Consider the following 18,230-nt stretch of genomic DNA (forward strand, 5'->3'; position numbering starts at 1 on the left):
CCGTCTAAAACTTCTGCCCACCGGTAAGATTCGAGCCTTCTATAAAATACCGTTGAAAATAAAAGAACAATAGAATGATCGGCAATAACACGGTGGTCGACATCGCCATCAAGTAGTTCCACTGGGTAGAGACTGTACCTTTGAATGTTTGCAGACCAATTTGCAGGGTGTACAAATTTTCATCATTAAGGTAGAGCAGCGGACCAAGTAAATCATTCCAGGAACCATTGAAGGAAAAAATGGCTACGGTAATTAACGCCGGTTTGATTTGCGGCAGGATAATCCGCCACCAAATTTGAAAATGGTTGGCGCCATCCATTTTTGCTGCTTCCACCATATCCTTCGGGATGGTGCGCATAAATTGCCTGATCAGGAAAATGAAGAATGCGCTACCCAGGAAAGACGGCACGATCAGCGGCAGGTAGGTGTTTACCCAGCCGATTTTAGCGAAAATGATATATTGCGGAACCAATGTGACAAAGCCGGGGATCAGCATCGTTGCCATGACGATGCCAAACAACAAATTTTTCCCTTTGAATTTTATCACGGCAAATCCATAAGCGATAAACGCATTGGCAAGTACACTCCCTATTGTCGACAGACCCGAAATCAGCAGGGTATTCAATGTCCAACGGGTGAAAGGAGCTGTCTGCCATGCTTCCAGGTAGTTACTGAACTTGAAGCTATCCGGCCAGAAGCTGGGGGGATATTGGGCGATTTCCTGAGGTGTTTTCAAAGAAGTCGCAATCATCCACCATACTGGCGACAGGATGACAAGGCTGCCGCCGATTAAAATCAAATAAATCAACGTTTTCTTGGTTATCCATTTTTTCTTGCTGCCAATAACAGAATTACTCACTTTTCATCCCCGCTTTCATAGTAAACCCACTTCTTGCTCAATTTGAAATGAAGGAAGGTCAGAATCATGACAATTACAAACAATACCCAAGCCATAGCCGATGCATAGCCCATATCAAAGATTTCAAACGCGTTGTTCCACATATGAAGGTTATAGAATAACAAGGAATTGGAAGGTCCGCCTTCGCCACTGTCAGTCATGACATAAGCTTCCTGGAAAATTTGGAAAGCGCCGATCGTCGATGTCACCATATCGAAGAAAATAATCGGGGTAATCATCGGAAGGGTGATATGGAAAAACTTGCGGATCGAGCCGGCCCCATCCAACTCTGCCGCCTCGTACATAGCTTTTGGCACGCCTTGCATGACTGCCAAATAAAGCAGCATGCCGCCGCCGACACTCCACATTTTCATCATGACGAGCGCCGGTTTGGTCCATTCCGGTTCGAACAGCCAGGCAGGCCCGTCGATCCCGAACCAGGCAAGAACGGTATTTACCAGACCTGTAGAAGGACTGAGCAGCTGCATCCATAAAAAATAAACGGCAACTCCCGACAAAACTGCGGGCAAGTAGTATATGGTGCGGAATATTTTGATGCCCTTCATTTTTTGATTAAGCAGCATGGCCACAATTACAGCCCCTGCCGTGGTCAATGGAACAGAGAAAACGACAAAGTAGACTGTATTGTACAGGGAAGTCCAAAATAACGGGTCAATCGTGAACATCCGTTTGTAATTGTCAAAACCTGTAAAATGCATTTGGGAAGTGACGTTATAATCAGTGAAACTGGTTATTAACGAAAACACCAAAGGTCCTAGTGTAAGTCCGAGAAAACCGATAATCCATGGAGCGATAAAGATATAGCCCCAAATATTCTCTTTTAGTGACAATTTGCTCATTTTCGGTTTTCTTATTGCCCTGTCGCGACTCTTGCCATTATGTACCTTATTCTTCTGTGTTGTCCCCAACTGGATTGGATGTTCTTTCATTCCGCTCAACTTCCTCGCCTCCTAACCTGTGTTGTAGTAAGTCTGTGGATTTTCCCCCATCAGAGAGCTGTTATGGAAAAGAGAATGGAAAAGCGGTTCATAACCGCTTTTCCTCAAGATATTTCCAGCTATTGCTTGGAATTTTCTACATCTTTTTGAGCCTGATCAAGTGCTTCTTCAACGGAAATTTTTCCATTGAGCGCATCGTCGATCAGAGGATTGACCAGGTTTTCATATTCCGGATATTCAGGCGGTGTGATGGACAAATAAGTATGTTCCAGGCTTTCCATTGATTTGTGGAAAATCTCCTCTCCTTTTCCATCAAGATTCTCTGTGATTTGTTCGGTAGCTTTTTTGTTGGCGATGTTGTCGAAGTTATTTTCACCCCAGTAGGTTTGTGCTTCGACATCTGTCAGATATTTGATGAATTTCATGGAAGCCTCTGGATTTTTAGCGCCTTTCGGTATTTCCATGACAAATCCACCGCCAGTGCTCCATGGTTCCGTATTTTCGTTATAAGCAGGCATTGTCGCTACACCGTAGTCCAGGTCGCCGCCGAACTCTTGTAATTGCTTATAGAAGGTGCCGATTTCTGCCCACATCGCAACTTTACCTGAAATGAAAGGATCCTGCTGTTCATTGCCGAATTCGGCTTTCATGTTTTGCACAGCTTCCGCCCCTAGTTCTTGCTTCCAATCATACATCCATTGGATTGCTTCCTTTTTGGCGGGAGTGTTGATAGTCGGTTTTCCACCTTCCATTAGCCCTTTTCCATTATCGGCGTTTATCATCCAATCGTGGGTAGTGAAATTTCCCCAGTTCGGGTAGTAACCGACTTGTTCATATCCGCCATCATCGTTTTTGACGGTCAGTTTGTCGGAGTATTCTTTGAGCTCTTCCCATGTGCGTGGTGGTTTATCTGGATCTAATCCGGCTTCACGGAAAGCGTCCTTGTTATAAAAAAGCATTCTGGTATCGGTAGTGAAAGGCAGGGCATATGCTTTGTCGTTATATGTCACGGCATCCCATAGATGCGGATAGAAACTGTCTTTTAAATCGTCATCGACCCACTCGCTTAAATCTTCTACCTGATTGTTGGAGGCTCTGATTTTTACCGTTCTGATATCGTTGACGATGACATCAGGCGGATCACCTGCAGCGATGGCAGCCAGGTTTTTCGTCCAAATATCTCCCCACGGTACATATGTATGTTTGACTACAATTTCATCCTGAGAGTTGTTGAAATCCTCAATCAGTTTTTCGATCATCGGTCGCCTTGTCTCCGATCCCCAAAATGTCCAAAAATCAAGCTCTACTTTTCCTTCTGCGTTCGTGTTATCCGCGCTTCCGGAGCTGCAGGCAGACAGAACAGCCAGCAAGCCGGCGCATACAATCATCAACCACTTTTTCATTTGTTGTCCTCTCCCTTTTAATGATGCGATGTAGGAGAAGTGTTTTATATATCGAACACTTCTCAAAGTTACTTAGAAGTTCCCCTTCTTCTTCTCCTTCAAACTTTTTCTTCTAAGAAAAAACGCGGTTTATGTAAATTAGTGCCGAAGTCTGGGTGGAAAGTGAGAAGAAATATGATTTAATAGGGGAAACCAATAATCTAAAAAAGCCGGTTTACATAGAAGGGGGGCGGAATAAATGAAGATTCGATGGCCCGTGCCACTTCATACTAAAATCCTGGGTTTGGTCGGTACGCTTCTGTTGCTCGTCATTAGCCTGATTACTTTTATGGTGGGGTATATGGAATCAAGGGAGGACGTATCCAACGCTGAGAGCTTGGCCTTGCAGACGGCCAAAACAATTTCTTACATGCCCGGAGTTCAGGATGCCTTCCGTTCGAGGGCTACTTTGGAGGAAATGAAGCAGTTGACAGAACAAATAAGAGAAGAAGCAGGTGCATCAACCATCACGATATTTGACCGTTCAGGAAGAATTATCGGAATGGCCCAGGATGAAACGGCTTCTAAAAAAGAATATGTAACCGCTTCCGGAGATGAGGTATATAAAGCAGTTGTTTTTGGAAGCAGTTACGTGATGGAGACGGGGAGCAGGAAGGAGGGTATCCTGAAGGGGGTTGCACCTGTAACGCTCGATTATCACGATTATAAAAAGGTAGAGGGCGTCGTTACGGTAGATTTTCCGAAGAACGTGATTTACAGCGAGATTTTGGTCGATATTTATAAAATCATCCTTGCTGCAGGATTGGTTTTCCTGCTGGGCATTGTCGGAAGCTTTCTGTTGGCCAAAAGCATTCGCAAAGATACATTGGGCTTGGAACCATTTGAGATTTCCTCTCTGTACAGAGAACGAGATGCCGTCTTGCAGTCTGTAAAAGAAGGAATTATCGCTACAGATCACTATGGGATGATTACCACCATGAATATATCAGCCAAAGATTTGCTGGATATTCGAAGAGAGGAGGTAATTGAACAGCATATTCTTGATGTTCTCCCATCCGAGGAATTGGTCACAATGATTCAGTCACCAACTAAAATTGTCAATAAGGAACTGGAGTACAAAGAAAAAATCATTATCGTCAATACAAGACCGATAAAAGAGAATGGCCGAAAGACAGGGACTGTCGCAAGTTTTCGGGATAAAACCGAGATAAAAAAAATGGTGGACGCCCTCTCGGAGGTCAGGCAGTATTCAGAAGATCTTCGTGCCCAGGCACATGAGTTTACCGGCAAATTATATGTTATTTTAGGATTCATCCAACTAGGCAAAACAAAAGAAGCAATCGAATTGATTCAAAGGGAAGCGAATATACAGGAACAGGTTTCTGAAATGTTCTTTTCGCAAATTCGTGATGAAAAGGTACAGGCAATATTACTGGGAAAATACGCAAAAGCATCAGAAAAAAAGATTCGGTTTACTGTGGATGAAGAGAGCTCGCTTGCGCCTCTACCGGAACATATTCCTTTGTCCCCCTTGATTGTGATACTAGGCAATTTGCTCAACAATGCGTTTGATGCGGTGAAAGGTTGTGTTGCTCCGGAGGTTTCTTTTTTTGTTACTGATTTAGGTAACGATATCATCTGTGAGATAGCCGACAACGGAAATGGTTTGGACAAAGATATGGAAGCCCGTATATTTCATCGAGGTTACTCAAAAAAAGGAACAAATAGAGGATATGGTCTAGCGAACGTGAAAGAGGAAGTTTATTCATTGAATGGAGCGATTGAAGTAAGCAGCAGTCCTGGTAACGGAACGGTATTTACGGTGATCCTTCCAAAGGAAATACAGGAACATAACAAAAGAATAGGGGGATGAAAACATGTTAAAGGTTCTTATTGCAGAGGATGATTTTCGGGTAGCTCAAATTCATGAAGCGTTTCTGGAGAAAATACCGGGAATGACACTCGTCGGTAAGGCCAACAACGCTAAGGAAACCTGGCAATTGCTTGAAGCATTTACTGTCGACTTGATATTACTGGACGTATACATGCCGGATCAATTAGGAACCGATTTGCTTCAGCGTATTCGGGAGAACTATCCGAAGATAGATATCATCATGATTACTGCCGCTACCGACAAAGTGTTTTTAGAAAAGTCGTTAAACTATGGTGTTCAGGACTACTTGATTAAACCTGTTACGATGGAACAGTTTCAACAATCGATGCAGAAATATAAAAAGAAAAAAGAAAAGATCCAATCGAGAGCAGAAGTTGACGAAGAACTGTTGCAGGAAGTGTTTGGTTCTCCACAAATTGAGCAAAAAAGCACAGCTACCCTTCCGACAGGTATCGATCACCGTACGCTTGAAAAGGTCAAAGAAATTCTTATCATCGAACAAAATGGCATAACTTCCGAACAGGCTGCCGGAAAGATTGGTGCTTCACGGACGACTGCGCGAAGGTACTTGGAATACCTAGTGGGCAGAAATGAAGCGGTTGTAGAGCAAATGTATGGTATTGTCGGACGACCAGAGCGGCGGTATTCTATCAAAAAGTAATAGAAACGAGTTTGCAGAAAGTCACTTTTCGCATTTTGTGCATTTAATGCACAAAATGTTTTTTAATTCGTTAAAAAACAATATTTTGAAAACGTTTACATTGAGGGGCTGTATTAGTAGGATACAGATAAATCAAGTATCAGGAGGGAGTTTTTATGAAAAAAATTATCAAAGTGCTTCTTACTATGTCCGTGATTTTAATAACAGCCGCTTGTGCGGGAAACGCTTCCGGAAATGATGGCTATCCGAATAAAAATATAGAAATGGTCGCACCTGCTTCGCCAGGTGGTGGCTGGGATTTGACAGCCCGTTCGCTGGAGAAGGTGCTGTCAGAACAAGAGTTGGTCGATAAAAATATTAATGTCGTCAACAAACCTGGGGGTGGGGGAGAAGTTGGCTGGAAGTATTTAAAGTCAAAGGACTCCCACTCACTCGCTGTCAATTCTAGCCTTGTGCTTACCAATAATTTACTGGAGCAAAGTGAATTAACCTATGAAGAATTCACACCGATTGCTACGCTTGCGACCGAATGGCAAGCACTTGCTGTTCCGGCTGATTCACCTTATCAATCTGCGTCTGAATTTTTAAAGGCTACTAAAGAGGATCCAACTGCAGTAAAAATTGGCGTCGGGCCTGGTCTTGGCAATGATGATCATTTATCGCTGGTCCAAGCAGCAAGTGAGTTCGGCATCAATCCCGCAGAGCTTAATTTCCTCGTTTACGAAGGTGGGGGAGATGTGGTAACCGCATTGTTGGGTGGACATGTTGATGCGGTCACTACCTCACTGTCAGAAGTAAAAGATCAACATTTAGCAGGAAAACTTAAGATATTGGCTGTTTCCTCTGACGAACCGCTTGAAGACCTGGAGGATGTGCCCACTTGGCAGGATGAAGGCGTGGATATGGTTTTCCCGCATTGGAGGGGATTGATGGGCCCGCCTGATATGACAGAGGACGAAATTGCTTATTGGGATAAAAAGCTGGAAAAAATGGTCGAAACAAATCAATGGCAGAAAGTCCTTGAAAACAATGACTGGGAAGATTTTTATAAAAATAGTGAAGAAACAAAAGCGTTTTTGCAAGAACAGCATGACCTTTATCAACGATTAATAAATGATTCCGGTTTACTGGATAACTAAGATTGCTTCTTACCGGTGACTACACTGCGGGATCAGGATTTCATTACTCCCATTTTCTCCAGGTGAGTAAGGGATGATGCCGCAGTTAACCACTACGTCAATAAAAAGATGATAAAGATAAGGAAAGAGACCTGTTACATCGATGGCAGGTTTCATACAGAATAAGGGAGGCGATGGTGATGATGAAAGGAATCAAACTGGGGGTGCCGATATTTTTGCTGCTGTTCAGCTGTCTGTTTTTGATCGGCTCGCTTCAGTTGCCAAAAGCGAATCTGGGAAATCCGAATGCCCCCTTGTACTTTCCTGCTGGTCTTAGCATTTTAATGTTGTTGTTAAGCATCGTGTACTTATTTCAGGAAATAAAGCATGTAGCAGAAGAAAATATGGAAGTCCGACAATTGTTTTCTGGAAGGACACCAAAATTAATTGTGTTTACGATAATTTTAGGCGGTATCTATGCACTCGTTTTTGACCGGATTGGATTTTTACTTTCTACTATTGGGTTCTTAGGCGGTTTATTATTCCTCATCAATGGTTGGAAAAAATGGCTGATAAACTGCGTCGTCGCCGTCAGTTTTTCCTTTTTGGCATGGTATGCATTTAGTCAGCTGCTGGGAGTGAGCTTACCTTAAGGAGGTGATTACAGCATGGATGTTAACAGCTTCATGGAAGGTTTATCGATTGCAATAGAACCGATCAATATTGTTTGGATAATCATAGGTGGTTTCCTTGGTACTATTGTCGGAATGCTCCCTGGACTCGGGCCTGCTACGGCTGTCGCAGTATTGATCCCGATGACTTTTGGCATGAATCCCGTAAGTGCCATCATTTTAATGGCGGCCATTTACTACGGAGCGATGTATGGCGGATCGCGCAGTTCGATTCTGTTAAATACACCGGGGGATGGTTCTGCTATCGCAGCAACCTTTGACGGTTATCCAATGGCCAGGGAAGGAATGGCTGGACAGGCACTGGCAATATCCGCGGTTGCTTCCTTTATTGGCGGTTTGATTGCGGTCATTGGGTTCATTTTTCTTGCAGAGCCGTTGGCCGCTTTTGCTTTGGAATTTGGACCGGCCGAATATTTTTTATTGATGTTGCTTACTTTGTCGGCAATTGTCTCGTTATCAATAGGAAAAATGGTGAAAGGCTTTTTGGCAATGTCAATTGGACTGGCTTTGAGTACGGTGGGAATCGATACCCAGACGGGCATATACCGATTTACATTCGGTTCTTCGCATTTAAGTGAAGGAATCGACTTTCTCATCGTGATTATCGGTGTCTATGCTATCGGCGAAGTGCTCTACAATCTATTATCGATTGACGAGCAGCGGAAGGAAAAGAAAAAGGTAGGCAAGGTTTGGTTTTCAAAAGAACAATGGCGGCGTTCGAAATGGCCGATTTTACGGAGTGGTCCGCTGGGCTTCATCATCGGTGTCCTGCCTGGTGCTGGCGGTTCGATTGCCTCTATGATCAGCTATACGACGGAAAGACAGCTTTCGAAAAGGTCCTCTGAATTTGGAAAGGGAGCTGTGGAAGGGCTTGCGGCTCCTGAATCAGCAAATAACTCTGCTTCGGTAGGTGCCATGATCCCCCTGCTGACAATGGGAATACCAGGGTCCGGCACGACCGCAGTCATGCTCGGCGCCCTGATCATGCTAGGTTTGCGGCCTGGTCCTCTCTTATTTGAACAGCAGCCTGAAACGGCTTGGGCATTAATCAATAGTATGTTTATCGGAAACATTGCCCTTGTCATCATAAATATTTTACTGGTTGGTGCGCTTGTTAAAGTTTTAGACACACCGCCAAAAGTACTTTATCCGATGATTGTGGTGCTTGCCTTTATTGGAACGTACACATTGAGCTATGCCACGTTTGATTTTTACTTTTTGCTTTTATTCGGCGTAATCGGGTTGTTTATGAAAGTACTTGATTTTCCGATTGCTCCGTTGGTGCTGGCGTTGATTGTAGGATCCGACATGGAGCAAAATTTCCGGATGGCTCTTACGTCTTCTAATGGAAGCTTCGGCATCTTTTTTTCTTCCGGCGTCAGCATAGCGTTGATTGTCTTGACTTTGCTTTCGTTGCTGTATCCGCTGGTAGTCCATTGGATGAAAAGAAAATCCCAAAACAAGCACGAGGATCAGATGTATAAATCTTCCTAAACATCTGTACAGATTTTATTTTATAAAAGGAGGAGCGAGATGAAAAGTTATGATGTAGTGGTCGTAGGAGCTGGAAATGCGGCTCTTTGTGCGGCAATCTCTGCAAGAGAGTCAGGAGCCGAGGTACTGGTGCTTGAACGAGCACCAAAACACAAACGTGGCGGTAATTCGTATTTTACAGACGGGGCGATCCGTTTTGCCTACAATGATTTAGATGACATACGAAAACTTATACCAGAATTAACGGGTGAACAAGCTGGGAAAATTGTCATGCCGACGTATGGAACAAAGGATTATTATCAGGACTTAATGAGGGTGACCGGAGGTAAAAGCAAGCCTGAATTGGCAGAACAGCTGGTGAACCTCTCCTACCAGACGATCCGGTGGGTAAAGGAACAGGGAGTCGAATTTGAACTGAATTATAGTAACCAATCATTCGAAAAAGATGGGAAATATCAATTTTGGGGTGGCCTGCCTGTTAAAACGAAAAATATTGGGATGGGCCTTATGGCTGCTTTATTCTCCAGGGCAGAAGAGATAGGAATCGATATTGTCTATGAAGCCCGTGCCATCGAATTGAAGAAAGAGGATCAGCGCATTTCTTCTGTCATTGTCGAGATGCTGGAACAGACGATAGAGGTAAATACGTCAGCCGTTGTACTGGCTTGCGGAAGCTTTGAAGCGAATGAAGGAATGCGTAAAAAATATATCGGGGAAGAATGGGGAGCAGCCATTGTCCGGGGGACTGAGTATAACACCGGTGATGGACTGACGATGGCGTTGGCTGCTGGAGCGCAGCCTTTTGGTGAATGGTCCGGCTGCCATGCCATCGGTACCGATTATCAGGCTCCTAGAGTAGGAGACTTTTCTAAACCCGGAGACATTTTTAAAAAGCATTCCTATCCTTTAAGTATTATGGTGAATCAAGAAGGCCATCGGTTTGTTGATGAGGGGGCGGATTTCCGTAATTATACGTATGCTAAGTATGGAAAAGAAATACTCAAACAGCCGGGACATGTCGCCTATCAGATTTACGACCAGCAAGTAAGACCGATGCTGCGTAAGGAATACAATTTGGAGGAGGCAACTTATCATAAGGCTGATACACTGGAAAAACTGGCCGATCAGCTTCCAGTGAATAAACAGCAGTTTTTGGAAACAATCGAGGAATATAATGGAGCCGTGATGGAAGGGAACTATAATCCGACCATTAAGGATAATAAAGGAACCCAAGGCATCACTCCGCCGAAGTCAAACTGGGCTTTGCCGATTGAAAAAGGGCCATTCTTTGCATTTCCTGTAACCTGTGGCATCACTTTTTCTTTTGGTGGACTAAAGGTAAGTCCAAATGCTGAAGTATTAGATGAAAACGAACAGCCGATTCCAGGTTTGTTCGCTGCTGGTGAAATGGTTGGCGGCATCTTTTATGGAAATTATCCCGGCGGTTCTGGACTGATGTCGGGAGCGGTATTCGGCAAGCTATCCGGAAACACAGCTGTGAGCTATATTCAAGCCGCGAGAACGGTCCATTAATCCACCTATGCAGCAAAGCCACTATCCCGGTGGCTTTTGCTTTTTTGATCCTCTTCCGACTTGGGAAGGCGGATGAAGAGGGAACAACCTCAAATAGAAATGTCCTTCATGATGTGGCAGCCAGGTTTTTCGTATTTTCATATGAGTAGGAGCAGATCAGAGCGATGAACAAAAAGATTCTTTTATTGCTGGCACTGTTGCTGTATTTATCTTTTTTCCTTCCAGTTTTCGATTGGAGTATCAAGATCAAGGCAATTGCAGCCCTGGTTATTATCCAGATGCTTTGGATCGGCAGAATATTTCCACTGGCACATAGCTCCCTGCTATTTATGCTATTGCTGTCGTTTCATTTTTTCACTTATGAAGAAACGCTTGCTTACTTCAGCACCGAAGTAGTCTGGCTGTTATTTTCTACTTTTATCATTTCCCATGCCTTTATCGAAACCGGACTTGCCAGCAGGATTTCTTTTACTGTTTTGAAAATAGGGGGCGGCTCAGGCAAGGCTTTGATTCTGATTTCTTTCCTATTAATGTTTGTATTAGCCGTTCTTATCCCTTCGAATATCGGGAAGGGAAACCTCGTCGCCTCTGTGCTGGACAGGCTGCTAAAAAATCTAAGGAAAATCAACGATATAGAGAATCTCGGTAAGGCTTTGTTCATCGGTGTCAGCTATCTAACATCAATATCAGGAGCATTGGTAGCCACCGGAGCAAGCTCCACCATTTATACATTTGAATTGCTCAGGTCGGTTCATTCTGAATTGAATTACATAAGCTGGCTATTATATTTTGCCCCGCCTGTTCTTTTCTTTATGATGCTATTATGGGCTCTTCTTACTGTAATGTTCCCGCCTGAAAAAAACGATCGAAAAAGAATGATACAGTTGATTGAAGAAGGGCTAGATGAATTAGGCGGAGTAACTACAGCCGAAAAGAAAGTGATTTTGATTATGGGGCTAACCTTGCTTTTATGGATAACCCAATCCTATCATGGATTTTCCATTCCATTAATCGGATTACTGGGTGCTGTACTTACGGTGACACCTTGGATTGGTATCTGGGATTGGCAATCTGCTAGGAATTCGATCAATTGGGATATGATGTTGTTTTTTTCAAGTACTTTGATGGTTTCCGGCATGTTAATCAAAACCGGAACAATTGAATCGATTGCAGGTGCTTTTATTTCGATGATTTCCTTTCAATCCCCATTATTAATTATTGTACTGCTCATTTTGATTACCGCACTACTAAGGATTATTTTTGTAAATGTTTTAGGTTTTTTAACTATCATGATTCCCTTGGCAATAGAAATCGGAGAAGTCCTAGAGGGATTTTCCCCGTTTCTCACAGCCATGACAGTGTTTTTAATGGGGGTTCCCGGCTTTCTTTTGATTACCCAATCTCCCGTCCATTTGATCAGTTTTTCTTACGGTTATTTTACAGATAGAGACCTGATGAGGATTGGATTACCTTCATTTTGTCTTTGGATTTTAACCATTTTAGGTGCTGCATTGTTTTATTGGCCGATATTTTTAGCGAACTGAAAAGAAGTTTGAAAAACTGTCACAAAGAATTATCAAGAAAGGGGAAAGTAACCTGGTTGCCTCCTGGAAGCGCTCAGTAAAAGATATTAATAGTAGGTTCATTAAACAAAGGGACAGTCCCCTTCGTTTTGTGGGGACTGTCCCTGCTTTTGTGCTTTTGTTACTAATAACTTAAAAAGTGTCCATACTCGTATAACTCAGGTATTGTGACCGGAAGTTTTCCCTGCGGATTGACGTCCCCGCTAATTACACGGGCAAGAGCTTCAACCGAAACGTCTCTGTTTCCGTAGGTGGCAAGATAGCCATCCACCTCTGGGAAAGCCATCAAGTCATATGGATTTCGTATAGCCGAAGCAATAACTGGTTTCTCTGTATCGAGCAATTCTTCCACCAGCCGTTGTTGTGCTGCGTTGGTATTTGCGGTATAAGTAGTCGCAATCACGCTGTCTGCAGCGGCTGCCTGTTCAGTTGCTTCTGTGATTTGTGCTTGAGTAGGACTGGTGTTTGTTGGGTATGCCGTTACGTCATAACCTTGTGCCCGGAGCTGTTCAGCCAGGTACTCCGGTTCTGCAGCCGATGGTCCTGTAACGAATACGCTTTGATCATGGGCAAGCGGCAGTACATTCTCTTCATTTTTGACAAGGGTGATGCTCTTATCGGCGATTTCGTCAGCTTTTGCCAAGTTACTTTCGGTGCCGATATTGTCAATCGCACCTTCGTCTGTGAACGGATCTCCGAAAAGTCCTTTTTCCATTTTCGCTTTTAAAATGCGGTAAACCGATTCATCGACGCGTCTTTCGCTGATTTCGCCACTTTGTACTGCTTCCAGCATGGCATTATAAGCGAGTTCTACGTCAGGTGGATTCAACAGGATATCATTTCCAGCTTTAAATGCTTCTACCGGGACTTCCTCTGGTTCTAACACATTAGCACCGGACATACCGAGACTGTCGGTGACAATCAGACCTTCGAATCCCATTTGTTCCCGCAAAAGGTCCGTCAAAATGGGCTTGGAAAGAGTCGCAGGCAACCCAGAGTCATCAAGGGCAGGAACAACGATATGGGCGGTCATGATTGCGTCGATTCCAGCATCAATACCTGCCTGGAATGGTTTTAAATCCACTTCCTGCAAGGTCTCCAGGTCATGATTGATGATTGGAAGACCATAATGGGAATCGACATCTGTGTCGCCGTGACCCGGGAAGTGCTTGGCTGTCGGAATGACATTTTCCGCTTCATAAGCTTGCGATTGAGCCACGCCCAGTTCGGAAACAAGGTCAGGGTTTTCTGCAAAAGACCTGACACCGATTACCGGGTTAGCCGGGTTGACGTTGACATCGAACACAGGAGCAAAGTTCATGTTGATTCCAAGACTTTTCAGCTCTGTACCGATGATGGAGGCAGAGTCTGCTGCCAAATCAGCAGAACGAGTAGCTCCCAAAGCCATGTTGCCAGGAAAGACGGTACCTGGACTGGTCAACCGTTGAACGATGCCGCCTTCCTGGTCGGTCGAAATAAACAATGGTATAGGCATGCGCTGGTCCATCGCTATTTCCTGCAGACCGTTGGATAAAGCGTTCACTTGTTCCAGGTCAGCCGGAGTGCCGATATTATCGGTCCAGTTAAAATAAATCACTCCACCGATATGGTACTTTTCAATAGCTTCTTCAAAGTTCTTTGCCCCCCGATTATTGTTGAGGTTTGTCTGTTCATAGTCGGAGTCTGTCGGGGTTTGTCCATACATATGGATGATGAAAAGCTGACCGATTTTTTCTTCCAGCGTCATATGCTTCATCTTGCTGACGATCCAGCCGTGTTTGGCTTTGCCGCCATTTCCCCATCCCGGTTTGGAAGGATCGTCCCATCCTTTCGCGAAGCCCGCTAAAGGGAATGCCAACAGTAACGTAAGCAGCAGCGACAATGCAGCAATCAATCGTTGTTTTTGCAATAGGCCCACTCCTTATTTCTAATTTAGTTTCCTCTTTTCAACAGTAAGTCACTGACTACAGGTAAATGGTCGGAAGCGTCTGTGTGAATCACTTCCGTGTGGAGCAAGTCAACATTTTGCGAAGCCAGGATAAAATCAATCCGCTTTTGTGGAGAAACGGCAGGATATGTGTTCCCATCACCGTCTCCGCCCCAGGCGTCCTGAAATCTGTCCAAGAGCGGCTGCAATTCGGAAGCATCCGGTCCGGCATTCATATCCCCGGCTAAGATAGAGGTGCCTGTTTCCGGAATGATGCGCAGCATATCTTCCACCTGCATTTCCCTGACAAAGGGATCGGTGCGATAATCCAGATGGGTGACAAAAAACGAAAAGCGCGCACCTTTTGCGTTGATCCGGACATCTGCAAAGCCAGGAGCCAATGCAGGTTCAGGATTGGCATCCTGTGTCGAGAGCCTGGTGATTTCCCGATTTGTTGCGGATGTAATGGGATATTTACTTAGGACGGCGACGCCGAATTGCCGTCTGGGTTCGTCTTCGGTGAGGGGATCTTGGTCGTAAATAGGGGCAAAAAAAGAATACATGTTCAATGCATCTGCAAGCTCTGCCAACTGGTCGTCAAAATTGCTGCGGGCAGCCCAGTGTACATCGACTTCTTGCAGGCCGATAACATCGGCATCTGCAGCTTGGATTGTATCGACGATGCGGTCAAGGTCATAGTTGCCATTACTGCCAATGCCAGTATGCATGTTGTAGGTCATGACGCGGACAGGAACTTGTCTTGCTTCATCGCTTGAGGTTGCTTCGGCAACGGTTCTAACGGTGGGTGACAGGAAGAATAAAGTTGCCGCCAGCCAGAAAAATACTAGTTTTCTCATCAAACCGCCTCCAAAAATTTTAATAGCTTGATAGCACGTATAGCTAAGCACACCTTATGGAAAGCAGTTCTTGGATGGGGACGAACTAAGATATTACGATAAATTCCCACCTCCTTTTTCATCAAAAATCAATACAGCTTAAGCGTAAACGCTTCCTTTATAGTTGTCTATACCAAAATAGAACCAATATTCCGACAATAAATGCGATCGAAATGTGACTATATACCTGTTTTTATGATGAAAGGGGCAAACAATTAACCTGAGAGGCATCAGCGGAAGGATTGGTCATCATTATTTTCTTTTGCTTTGATTGTGCTATTTATTTTCCAGATAGACACATTCAATGGATCGCCAATTAAATATTTCGTTAGTTCTATTAATATTAATGGTTTTCCGATAGAAGTTAAATAGTGCGATGAAGAAAGTGAAGGGAAAGGGAAATAAGGCATGAAAAAGTTTGGCCATCTAGATGGAACTCCTCAATCAATTCTTCCCCACTCAAAGGTAAACCATTTTTCGTATATCGGAGGCCTTGTTTAAGAGTTCCCTTTTAGTCAAGGTACATTTTATTCCTGAATGAATAAAATGATCCTATGACTGGGAGGGAGTGGAGAAATATGTACAATGATCCTTACAGATACCCATATTATTATTATCCTTATTATTCGCAAGCACCGTTCTATTACGATGAAGGAGGAGCATTCCAGGAAAGAGAACAAAATCAACAATATCATTCTTTCCGTTCTCCTCATCAAGGGGTTCATTCATTAAAAGATCAGGGACGCAAACCGTATGTGGTGAACATTAACGAGGCATCCAAGCAAAACAACACATTCCGCACTGCTTTGTGGACGGGAGAACATTTACAAGTTACGTTGATGAGTCTCCGCCCTGGCGAGGATATCGGATTGGAAAGACATCCTCATGTGGATCAATTTCTACGGATAGAACAGGGTCAAGGGGTTGTCCAAATGGGACGACGAAAGGATGACTTGCGTTTTGTAAGAAACGTTTTCGATGATTCAGCAATCATGATACCTGCCGGCACATGGCATAATTTAACGAACACGGGCAATACTCCTTTAAAGCTTTATTCCATTTATGCACCTCCGAACCATCCATTCGGCACTGTTCATAGGACAAAAGCAGAGGCCATGGCAGCAGAAGAACAATAGGTAAGGCATCGAATTACTGTTGACGGATAACCCCTTGGTGTCATAAGCAAATATTTAGAAAAACGATACCAACAGAATGAAATATATTCATTTGCACCTTCTCTGTTGTCCATTGTGTAAACTACCGAATGCTCCTGTTTAGCATTCGGTTTTTTCGGGCAGTTTCCTGCTTATCCAAATTCCCTCTTTTTTATTACATAGCAAAATGGATATCGAAAGAGTAGAAGGAAAATCGCCCATAGAGTGGAATTTATCATATTATCAAGGATTGGTTATCCGCAACTTGGAGAAGGATGTTGATAAAAAATGGAGGAGGAAGAAAATGAGCAAATTTGGCTTATACGGTAAATTCACTGTAAAAGATGGGGAGCGTGACACTTTAGCGGGAATTTTGTTGGATGCTGCAAAAGAAATGGAAAAGCTTGATGCGTGTGAAATCTATATGGTAAATACATCCGATGACGAACCCAACGCTGTGTTTGTATATGAAGTTTGGAGCAATGAAAGTGCACATCGGGCATCTCTTTCCTTGGAAACCACGCAAACATTGATCAAAAGGGCCAAGCCGATCATGACCGGCATGGAAAGAATCAGTAACTTAATCCCGAGGGGAGGGAAACACTGAAAAATGAACAGTTGCATTAAAAACCGAATCAACACCATTTTTGTGCACGTAAGTGATTTAGAGGAATCCGTCAAATGGTATAGCAAACTGCTCAATCAAGAAGTAGAATTATCAAACGTTTCAAAACCTGTCCACAATCTCCCTATGGCTCAGTACACTGGCCTGACGTTGGATGCAGGTCCTGCAGGAGAAACGAAACAAATTACTCCATCGCCGTATCCGTTATTCAATTTTCATACAGACGAACTAGAGCAATCCTATCAATTCCTGCAAACTTCCGGTTATAAAATAGAGTCGGATATCGTGGAATATGAGGACTTTGCTTTCTTTACCATAAGCGATCCGGATGGGAATATCATCATGATTTGCAATGGCTAGTTACTACGCCAGCTTCGTTTCAACATGACGTCATGAAACGCTCAGAAGAATCTTTCTGAGCGTTTCGTAAACTTGTTTCAAAACTTCACATTATCAAGCGTCTCTCCTTGTGATTCATAGCCCTTCATGTATTTGATCCGGCGCTGGGCGGATGTTTCGTTGACTTGTTCGTCAGCGTGGTAGGATGAGCGTACCATCGGACCGGCTTCGCAATGTTTGAACCCTTTTTCCAGTGCGATTTGCTTCAACTCCTCAAATTCATCCGGATGGTAATACCGCTCGACGTTCAAATGCTTTTTCGTCGGCTGGAGGTACTGGCCGATTGTCATGATATCGACCTTATGGGCTAGCAAGTCGTCCATCGCTTCCATGATTTCTTCTTTTGTTTCTCCCAAGCCGACCATGATGCTCGACTTTGTCGGTGTTTCAGGAGCTATTTCTTTGACGCGCTCCAACAGCTGCAAGGAGCGGTCATACATCGCGATGGCCCGGACGCGTTTTGTGAGCCGGCGGACTGTTTCGATATTATGGTTGAAGATGTCCGGTCCGCTGTCCATCAAGGTGTGCAGGCTTTCGTAATCCCCTTTCATATCAGAGGGAAGGACTTCGACTGTGCAGCCAGGGACTCTCCTTCTGATAGCACGGACTGTTTCGGCAAATACAGCGGCACCACCGTCGTTTAAATCATCCCTGGCCACCGCGGTCACTACTGCATGCTTGAGCCCCATGATTTCCACTGATTCGGCGACACGTTCCGGTTCTCCCCAATCCAGTTCGTTCGGCAGTCCGGTTTTCACTGCACAAAAACGGCAGCCGCGTGTACAGGTGTCGCCTAAAATCATAAAAGTGGCAGTTGCACGTTCGCTCCAACATTCGTGAATATTTGGACACTTCGCTTCTTCGCATACTGTATGCAGATTCTTCTCGCGCATCAAGCGTTTCAATCTGTTATAGGACTTGTTCGTGTTGATTTTCACTTTGAGCCATTCCGGTTTTCGTATGTGTTCATATTGCTTCGGCATTTAAACACCAC

Annotated in this window: 16 protein-coding genes; 10 read left to right on the forward strand and 6 right to left on the reverse strand. The window is 44.1% G+C overall.

What is annotated here, in order from left to right; translation table 11 throughout:
• Positions 1 to 4 precede the first annotated feature (4 nt).
• From F6X55_RS09470 to F6X55_RS09480, 3 genes are all read right to left on the reverse strand, one after another.
• Entirely contained in the window at positions 5 to 859 is an 855-nt protein-coding gene (locus F6X55_RS09470; RefSeq protein WP_202616127.1) for a carbohydrate ABC transporter permease, read from the reverse strand.
• Complete coding sequence (locus F6X55_RS09475; protein ID WP_026572047.1) at positions 856 to 1,758, reverse strand: carbohydrate ABC transporter permease; 903 nt, start codon at positions 1,756 to 1,758, stop codon at positions 856 to 858. The genes F6X55_RS09470 and F6X55_RS09475 overlap by 4 nt, the downstream gene beginning before the upstream one ends.
• Positions 1,759 to 1,976: 218 nt before the next feature.
• Complete coding sequence (locus F6X55_RS09480) at positions 1,977 to 3,260, reverse strand: ABC transporter substrate-binding protein (RefSeq protein WP_153462912.1); 1,284 nt, start codon at positions 3,258 to 3,260, stop codon at positions 1,977 to 1,979.
• Positions 3,261 to 3,498: 238 nt separating this feature from the next.
• Between F6X55_RS09480 and F6X55_RS09485 the strand changes: the two genes are divergently transcribed.
• The 7 genes from F6X55_RS09485 to F6X55_RS09515 all read left to right on the forward strand — a co-directional run bounded on the left by F6X55_RS09485 (position 3,499) and on the right by F6X55_RS09515 (position 12,196).
• Entirely contained in the window at positions 3,499 to 5,133 is a 1,635-nt protein-coding gene (locus F6X55_RS09485) for a sensor histidine kinase (RefSeq protein ID WP_153462914.1), read from the forward strand.
• 4 nt (positions 5,134 to 5,137) lie between these two features.
• Entirely contained in the window at positions 5,138 to 5,815 is a 678-nt protein-coding gene (locus F6X55_RS09490; protein ID WP_153462916.1) for a response regulator, read from the forward strand.
• A gap of 155 nt (positions 5,816 to 5,970) precedes the next feature.
• A complete protein-coding gene (locus tag F6X55_RS09495) occupies positions 5,971 to 6,954 on the forward strand; it encodes a tripartite tricarboxylate transporter substrate binding protein (RefSeq protein ID WP_026572049.1) in 984 nt (327 codons plus the stop codon).
• A 179-nt stretch (positions 6,955 to 7,133) separates the two neighbouring features.
• Positions 7,134 to 7,586 (forward strand): tripartite tricarboxylate transporter TctB family protein, encoded by a 453-nt coding sequence (locus F6X55_RS09500; RefSeq protein ID WP_337189827.1) that lies wholly within the window; start codon positions 7,134 to 7,136, stop codon positions 7,584 to 7,586.
• 15 nt (positions 7,587 to 7,601) lie between these two features.
• On the forward strand, positions 7,602 to 9,119 hold the full coding sequence (locus F6X55_RS09505; RefSeq protein WP_153462918.1) for a tripartite tricarboxylate transporter permease: 1,518 nt from the start codon (positions 7,602 to 7,604) through the stop codon (positions 9,117 to 9,119).
• Between the two features lie 39 nt (positions 9,120 to 9,158).
• Positions 9,159 to 10,652, forward strand: coding sequence for an FAD-dependent tricarballylate dehydrogenase TcuA (gene tcuA, locus F6X55_RS09510; RefSeq protein ID WP_153462920.1), 1,494 nt, complete (start codon positions 9,159 to 9,161; stop codon positions 10,650 to 10,652).
• A gap of 164 nt (positions 10,653 to 10,816) precedes the next feature.
• On the forward strand, positions 10,817 to 12,196 hold the full coding sequence (locus F6X55_RS09515) for an SLC13 family permease (RefSeq protein ID WP_153462922.1): 1,380 nt from the start codon (positions 10,817 to 10,819) through the stop codon (positions 12,194 to 12,196).
• A gap of 163 nt (positions 12,197 to 12,359) precedes the next feature.
• Here F6X55_RS09515 and F6X55_RS09520 read toward each other — a convergent pair whose 3' ends face one another.
• Positions 12,360 to 14,153, reverse strand: a complete 1,794-nt coding sequence (locus F6X55_RS09520) for a glycoside hydrolase family 3 protein (protein WP_371069005.1) — start codon at positions 14,151 to 14,153, stop codon at positions 12,360 to 12,362.
• A 14-nt stretch (positions 14,154 to 14,167) separates the two neighbouring features.
• Positions 14,168 to 15,019 carry an endonuclease/exonuclease/phosphatase family protein gene (locus F6X55_RS09525; protein ID WP_081704634.1) on the reverse strand — a complete coding sequence of 284 codons (852 nt, stop codon included), beginning with the start codon at positions 15,017 to 15,019 and terminating at the stop codon, positions 14,168 to 14,170.
• Positions 15,020 to 15,636: 617 nt separating this feature from the next.
• Here F6X55_RS09525 and F6X55_RS09530 point away from each other — a divergent pair.
• From F6X55_RS09530 to F6X55_RS09540, 3 genes are all read left to right on the forward strand, one after another.
• Complete coding sequence (locus F6X55_RS09530; protein WP_153462924.1) at positions 15,637 to 16,194, forward strand: cupin domain-containing protein; 558 nt, start codon at positions 15,637 to 15,639, stop codon at positions 16,192 to 16,194.
• Positions 16,195 to 16,516: 322 nt separating this feature from the next.
• Complete coding sequence (locus F6X55_RS09535; RefSeq protein WP_026572058.1) at positions 16,517 to 16,819, forward strand: putative quinol monooxygenase; 303 nt, start codon at positions 16,517 to 16,519, stop codon at positions 16,817 to 16,819.
• A gap of 3 nt (positions 16,820 to 16,822) precedes the next feature.
• On the forward strand, positions 16,823 to 17,197 hold the full coding sequence (locus F6X55_RS09540; protein ID WP_026572059.1) for a VOC family protein: 375 nt from the start codon (positions 16,823 to 16,825) through the stop codon (positions 17,195 to 17,197).
• A 77-nt stretch (positions 17,198 to 17,274) separates the two neighbouring features.
• On the opposite strand, the gene lipA is transcribed toward F6X55_RS09540, so the two are convergent.
• The gene (gene lipA, locus F6X55_RS09545; protein WP_026572060.1) at positions 17,275 to 18,219 is read right to left on the reverse strand and encodes a lipoyl synthase; all 945 of its coding nucleotides are present in this window, start codon (positions 18,217 to 18,219) and stop codon (positions 17,275 to 17,277) included.
• Positions 18,220 to 18,230 lie beyond the last annotated feature (11 nt).

Origin of the sequence: Sediminibacillus terrae, from assembly GCF_009602435.1 — a bacterium.
GTDB lineage: Bacteria > Bacillota > Bacilli > Bacillales > Amphibacillaceae > Sediminibacillus > Sediminibacillus terrae.

Excerpts from the sequence above, each read along its gene's own strand:
- tcuA (WP_153462920.1), top strand. The coding sequence starts at position 9,159 with ATGAAAAGTTATGATGTAGTGGTCGTAGGAGCTGGAAATGCGGCTCTT.
- F6X55_RS09530 (WP_153462924.1), top strand. The coding sequence starts at position 15,637 with ATGTACAATGATCCTTACAGATACCCATATTATTATTATCCTTATTAT.
- F6X55_RS09475 (WP_026572047.1), bottom strand. The coding sequence starts at position 1,758 with ATGAGCAAATTGTCACTAAAAGAGAATATTTGGGGCTATATCTTTATC.
- F6X55_RS09535 (WP_026572058.1), top strand. The coding sequence starts at position 16,517 with ATGAGCAAATTTGGCTTATACGGTAAATTCACTGTAAAAGATGGGGAG.
- F6X55_RS09515 (WP_153462922.1), top strand. The coding sequence starts at position 10,817 with ATGAACAAAAAGATTCTTTTATTGCTGGCACTGTTGCTGTATTTATCT.
- F6X55_RS09495 (WP_026572049.1), top strand. The coding sequence starts at position 5,971 with ATGAAAAAAATTATCAAAGTGCTTCTTACTATGTCCGTGATTTTAATA.
- F6X55_RS09540 (WP_026572059.1), top strand. The coding sequence starts at position 16,823 with ATGAACAGTTGCATTAAAAACCGAATCAACACCATTTTTGTGCACGTA.
- F6X55_RS09480 (WP_153462912.1), bottom strand. The coding sequence starts at position 3,260 with ATGAAAAAGTGGTTGATGATTGTATGCGCCGGCTTGCTGGCTGTTCTG.
- F6X55_RS09485 (WP_153462914.1), top strand. The coding sequence starts at position 3,499 with ATGAAGATTCGATGGCCCGTGCCACTTCATACTAAAATCCTGGGTTTG.
- F6X55_RS09505 (WP_153462918.1), top strand. The coding sequence starts at position 7,602 with ATGGATGTTAACAGCTTCATGGAAGGTTTATCGATTGCAATAGAACCG.
- F6X55_RS09525 (WP_081704634.1), bottom strand. The coding sequence starts at position 15,019 with ATGAGAAAACTAGTATTTTTCTGGCTGGCGGCAACTTTATTCTTCCTG.
- lipA (WP_026572060.1), bottom strand. The coding sequence starts at position 18,219 with ATGCCGAAGCAATATGAACACATACGAAAACCGGAATGGCTCAAAGTG.
- F6X55_RS09500 (WP_337189827.1), top strand. The coding sequence starts at position 7,134 with ATGATGAAAGGAATCAAACTGGGGGTGCCGATATTTTTGCTGCTGTTC.
- F6X55_RS09490 (WP_153462916.1), top strand. The coding sequence starts at position 5,138 with ATGTTAAAGGTTCTTATTGCAGAGGATGATTTTCGGGTAGCTCAAATT.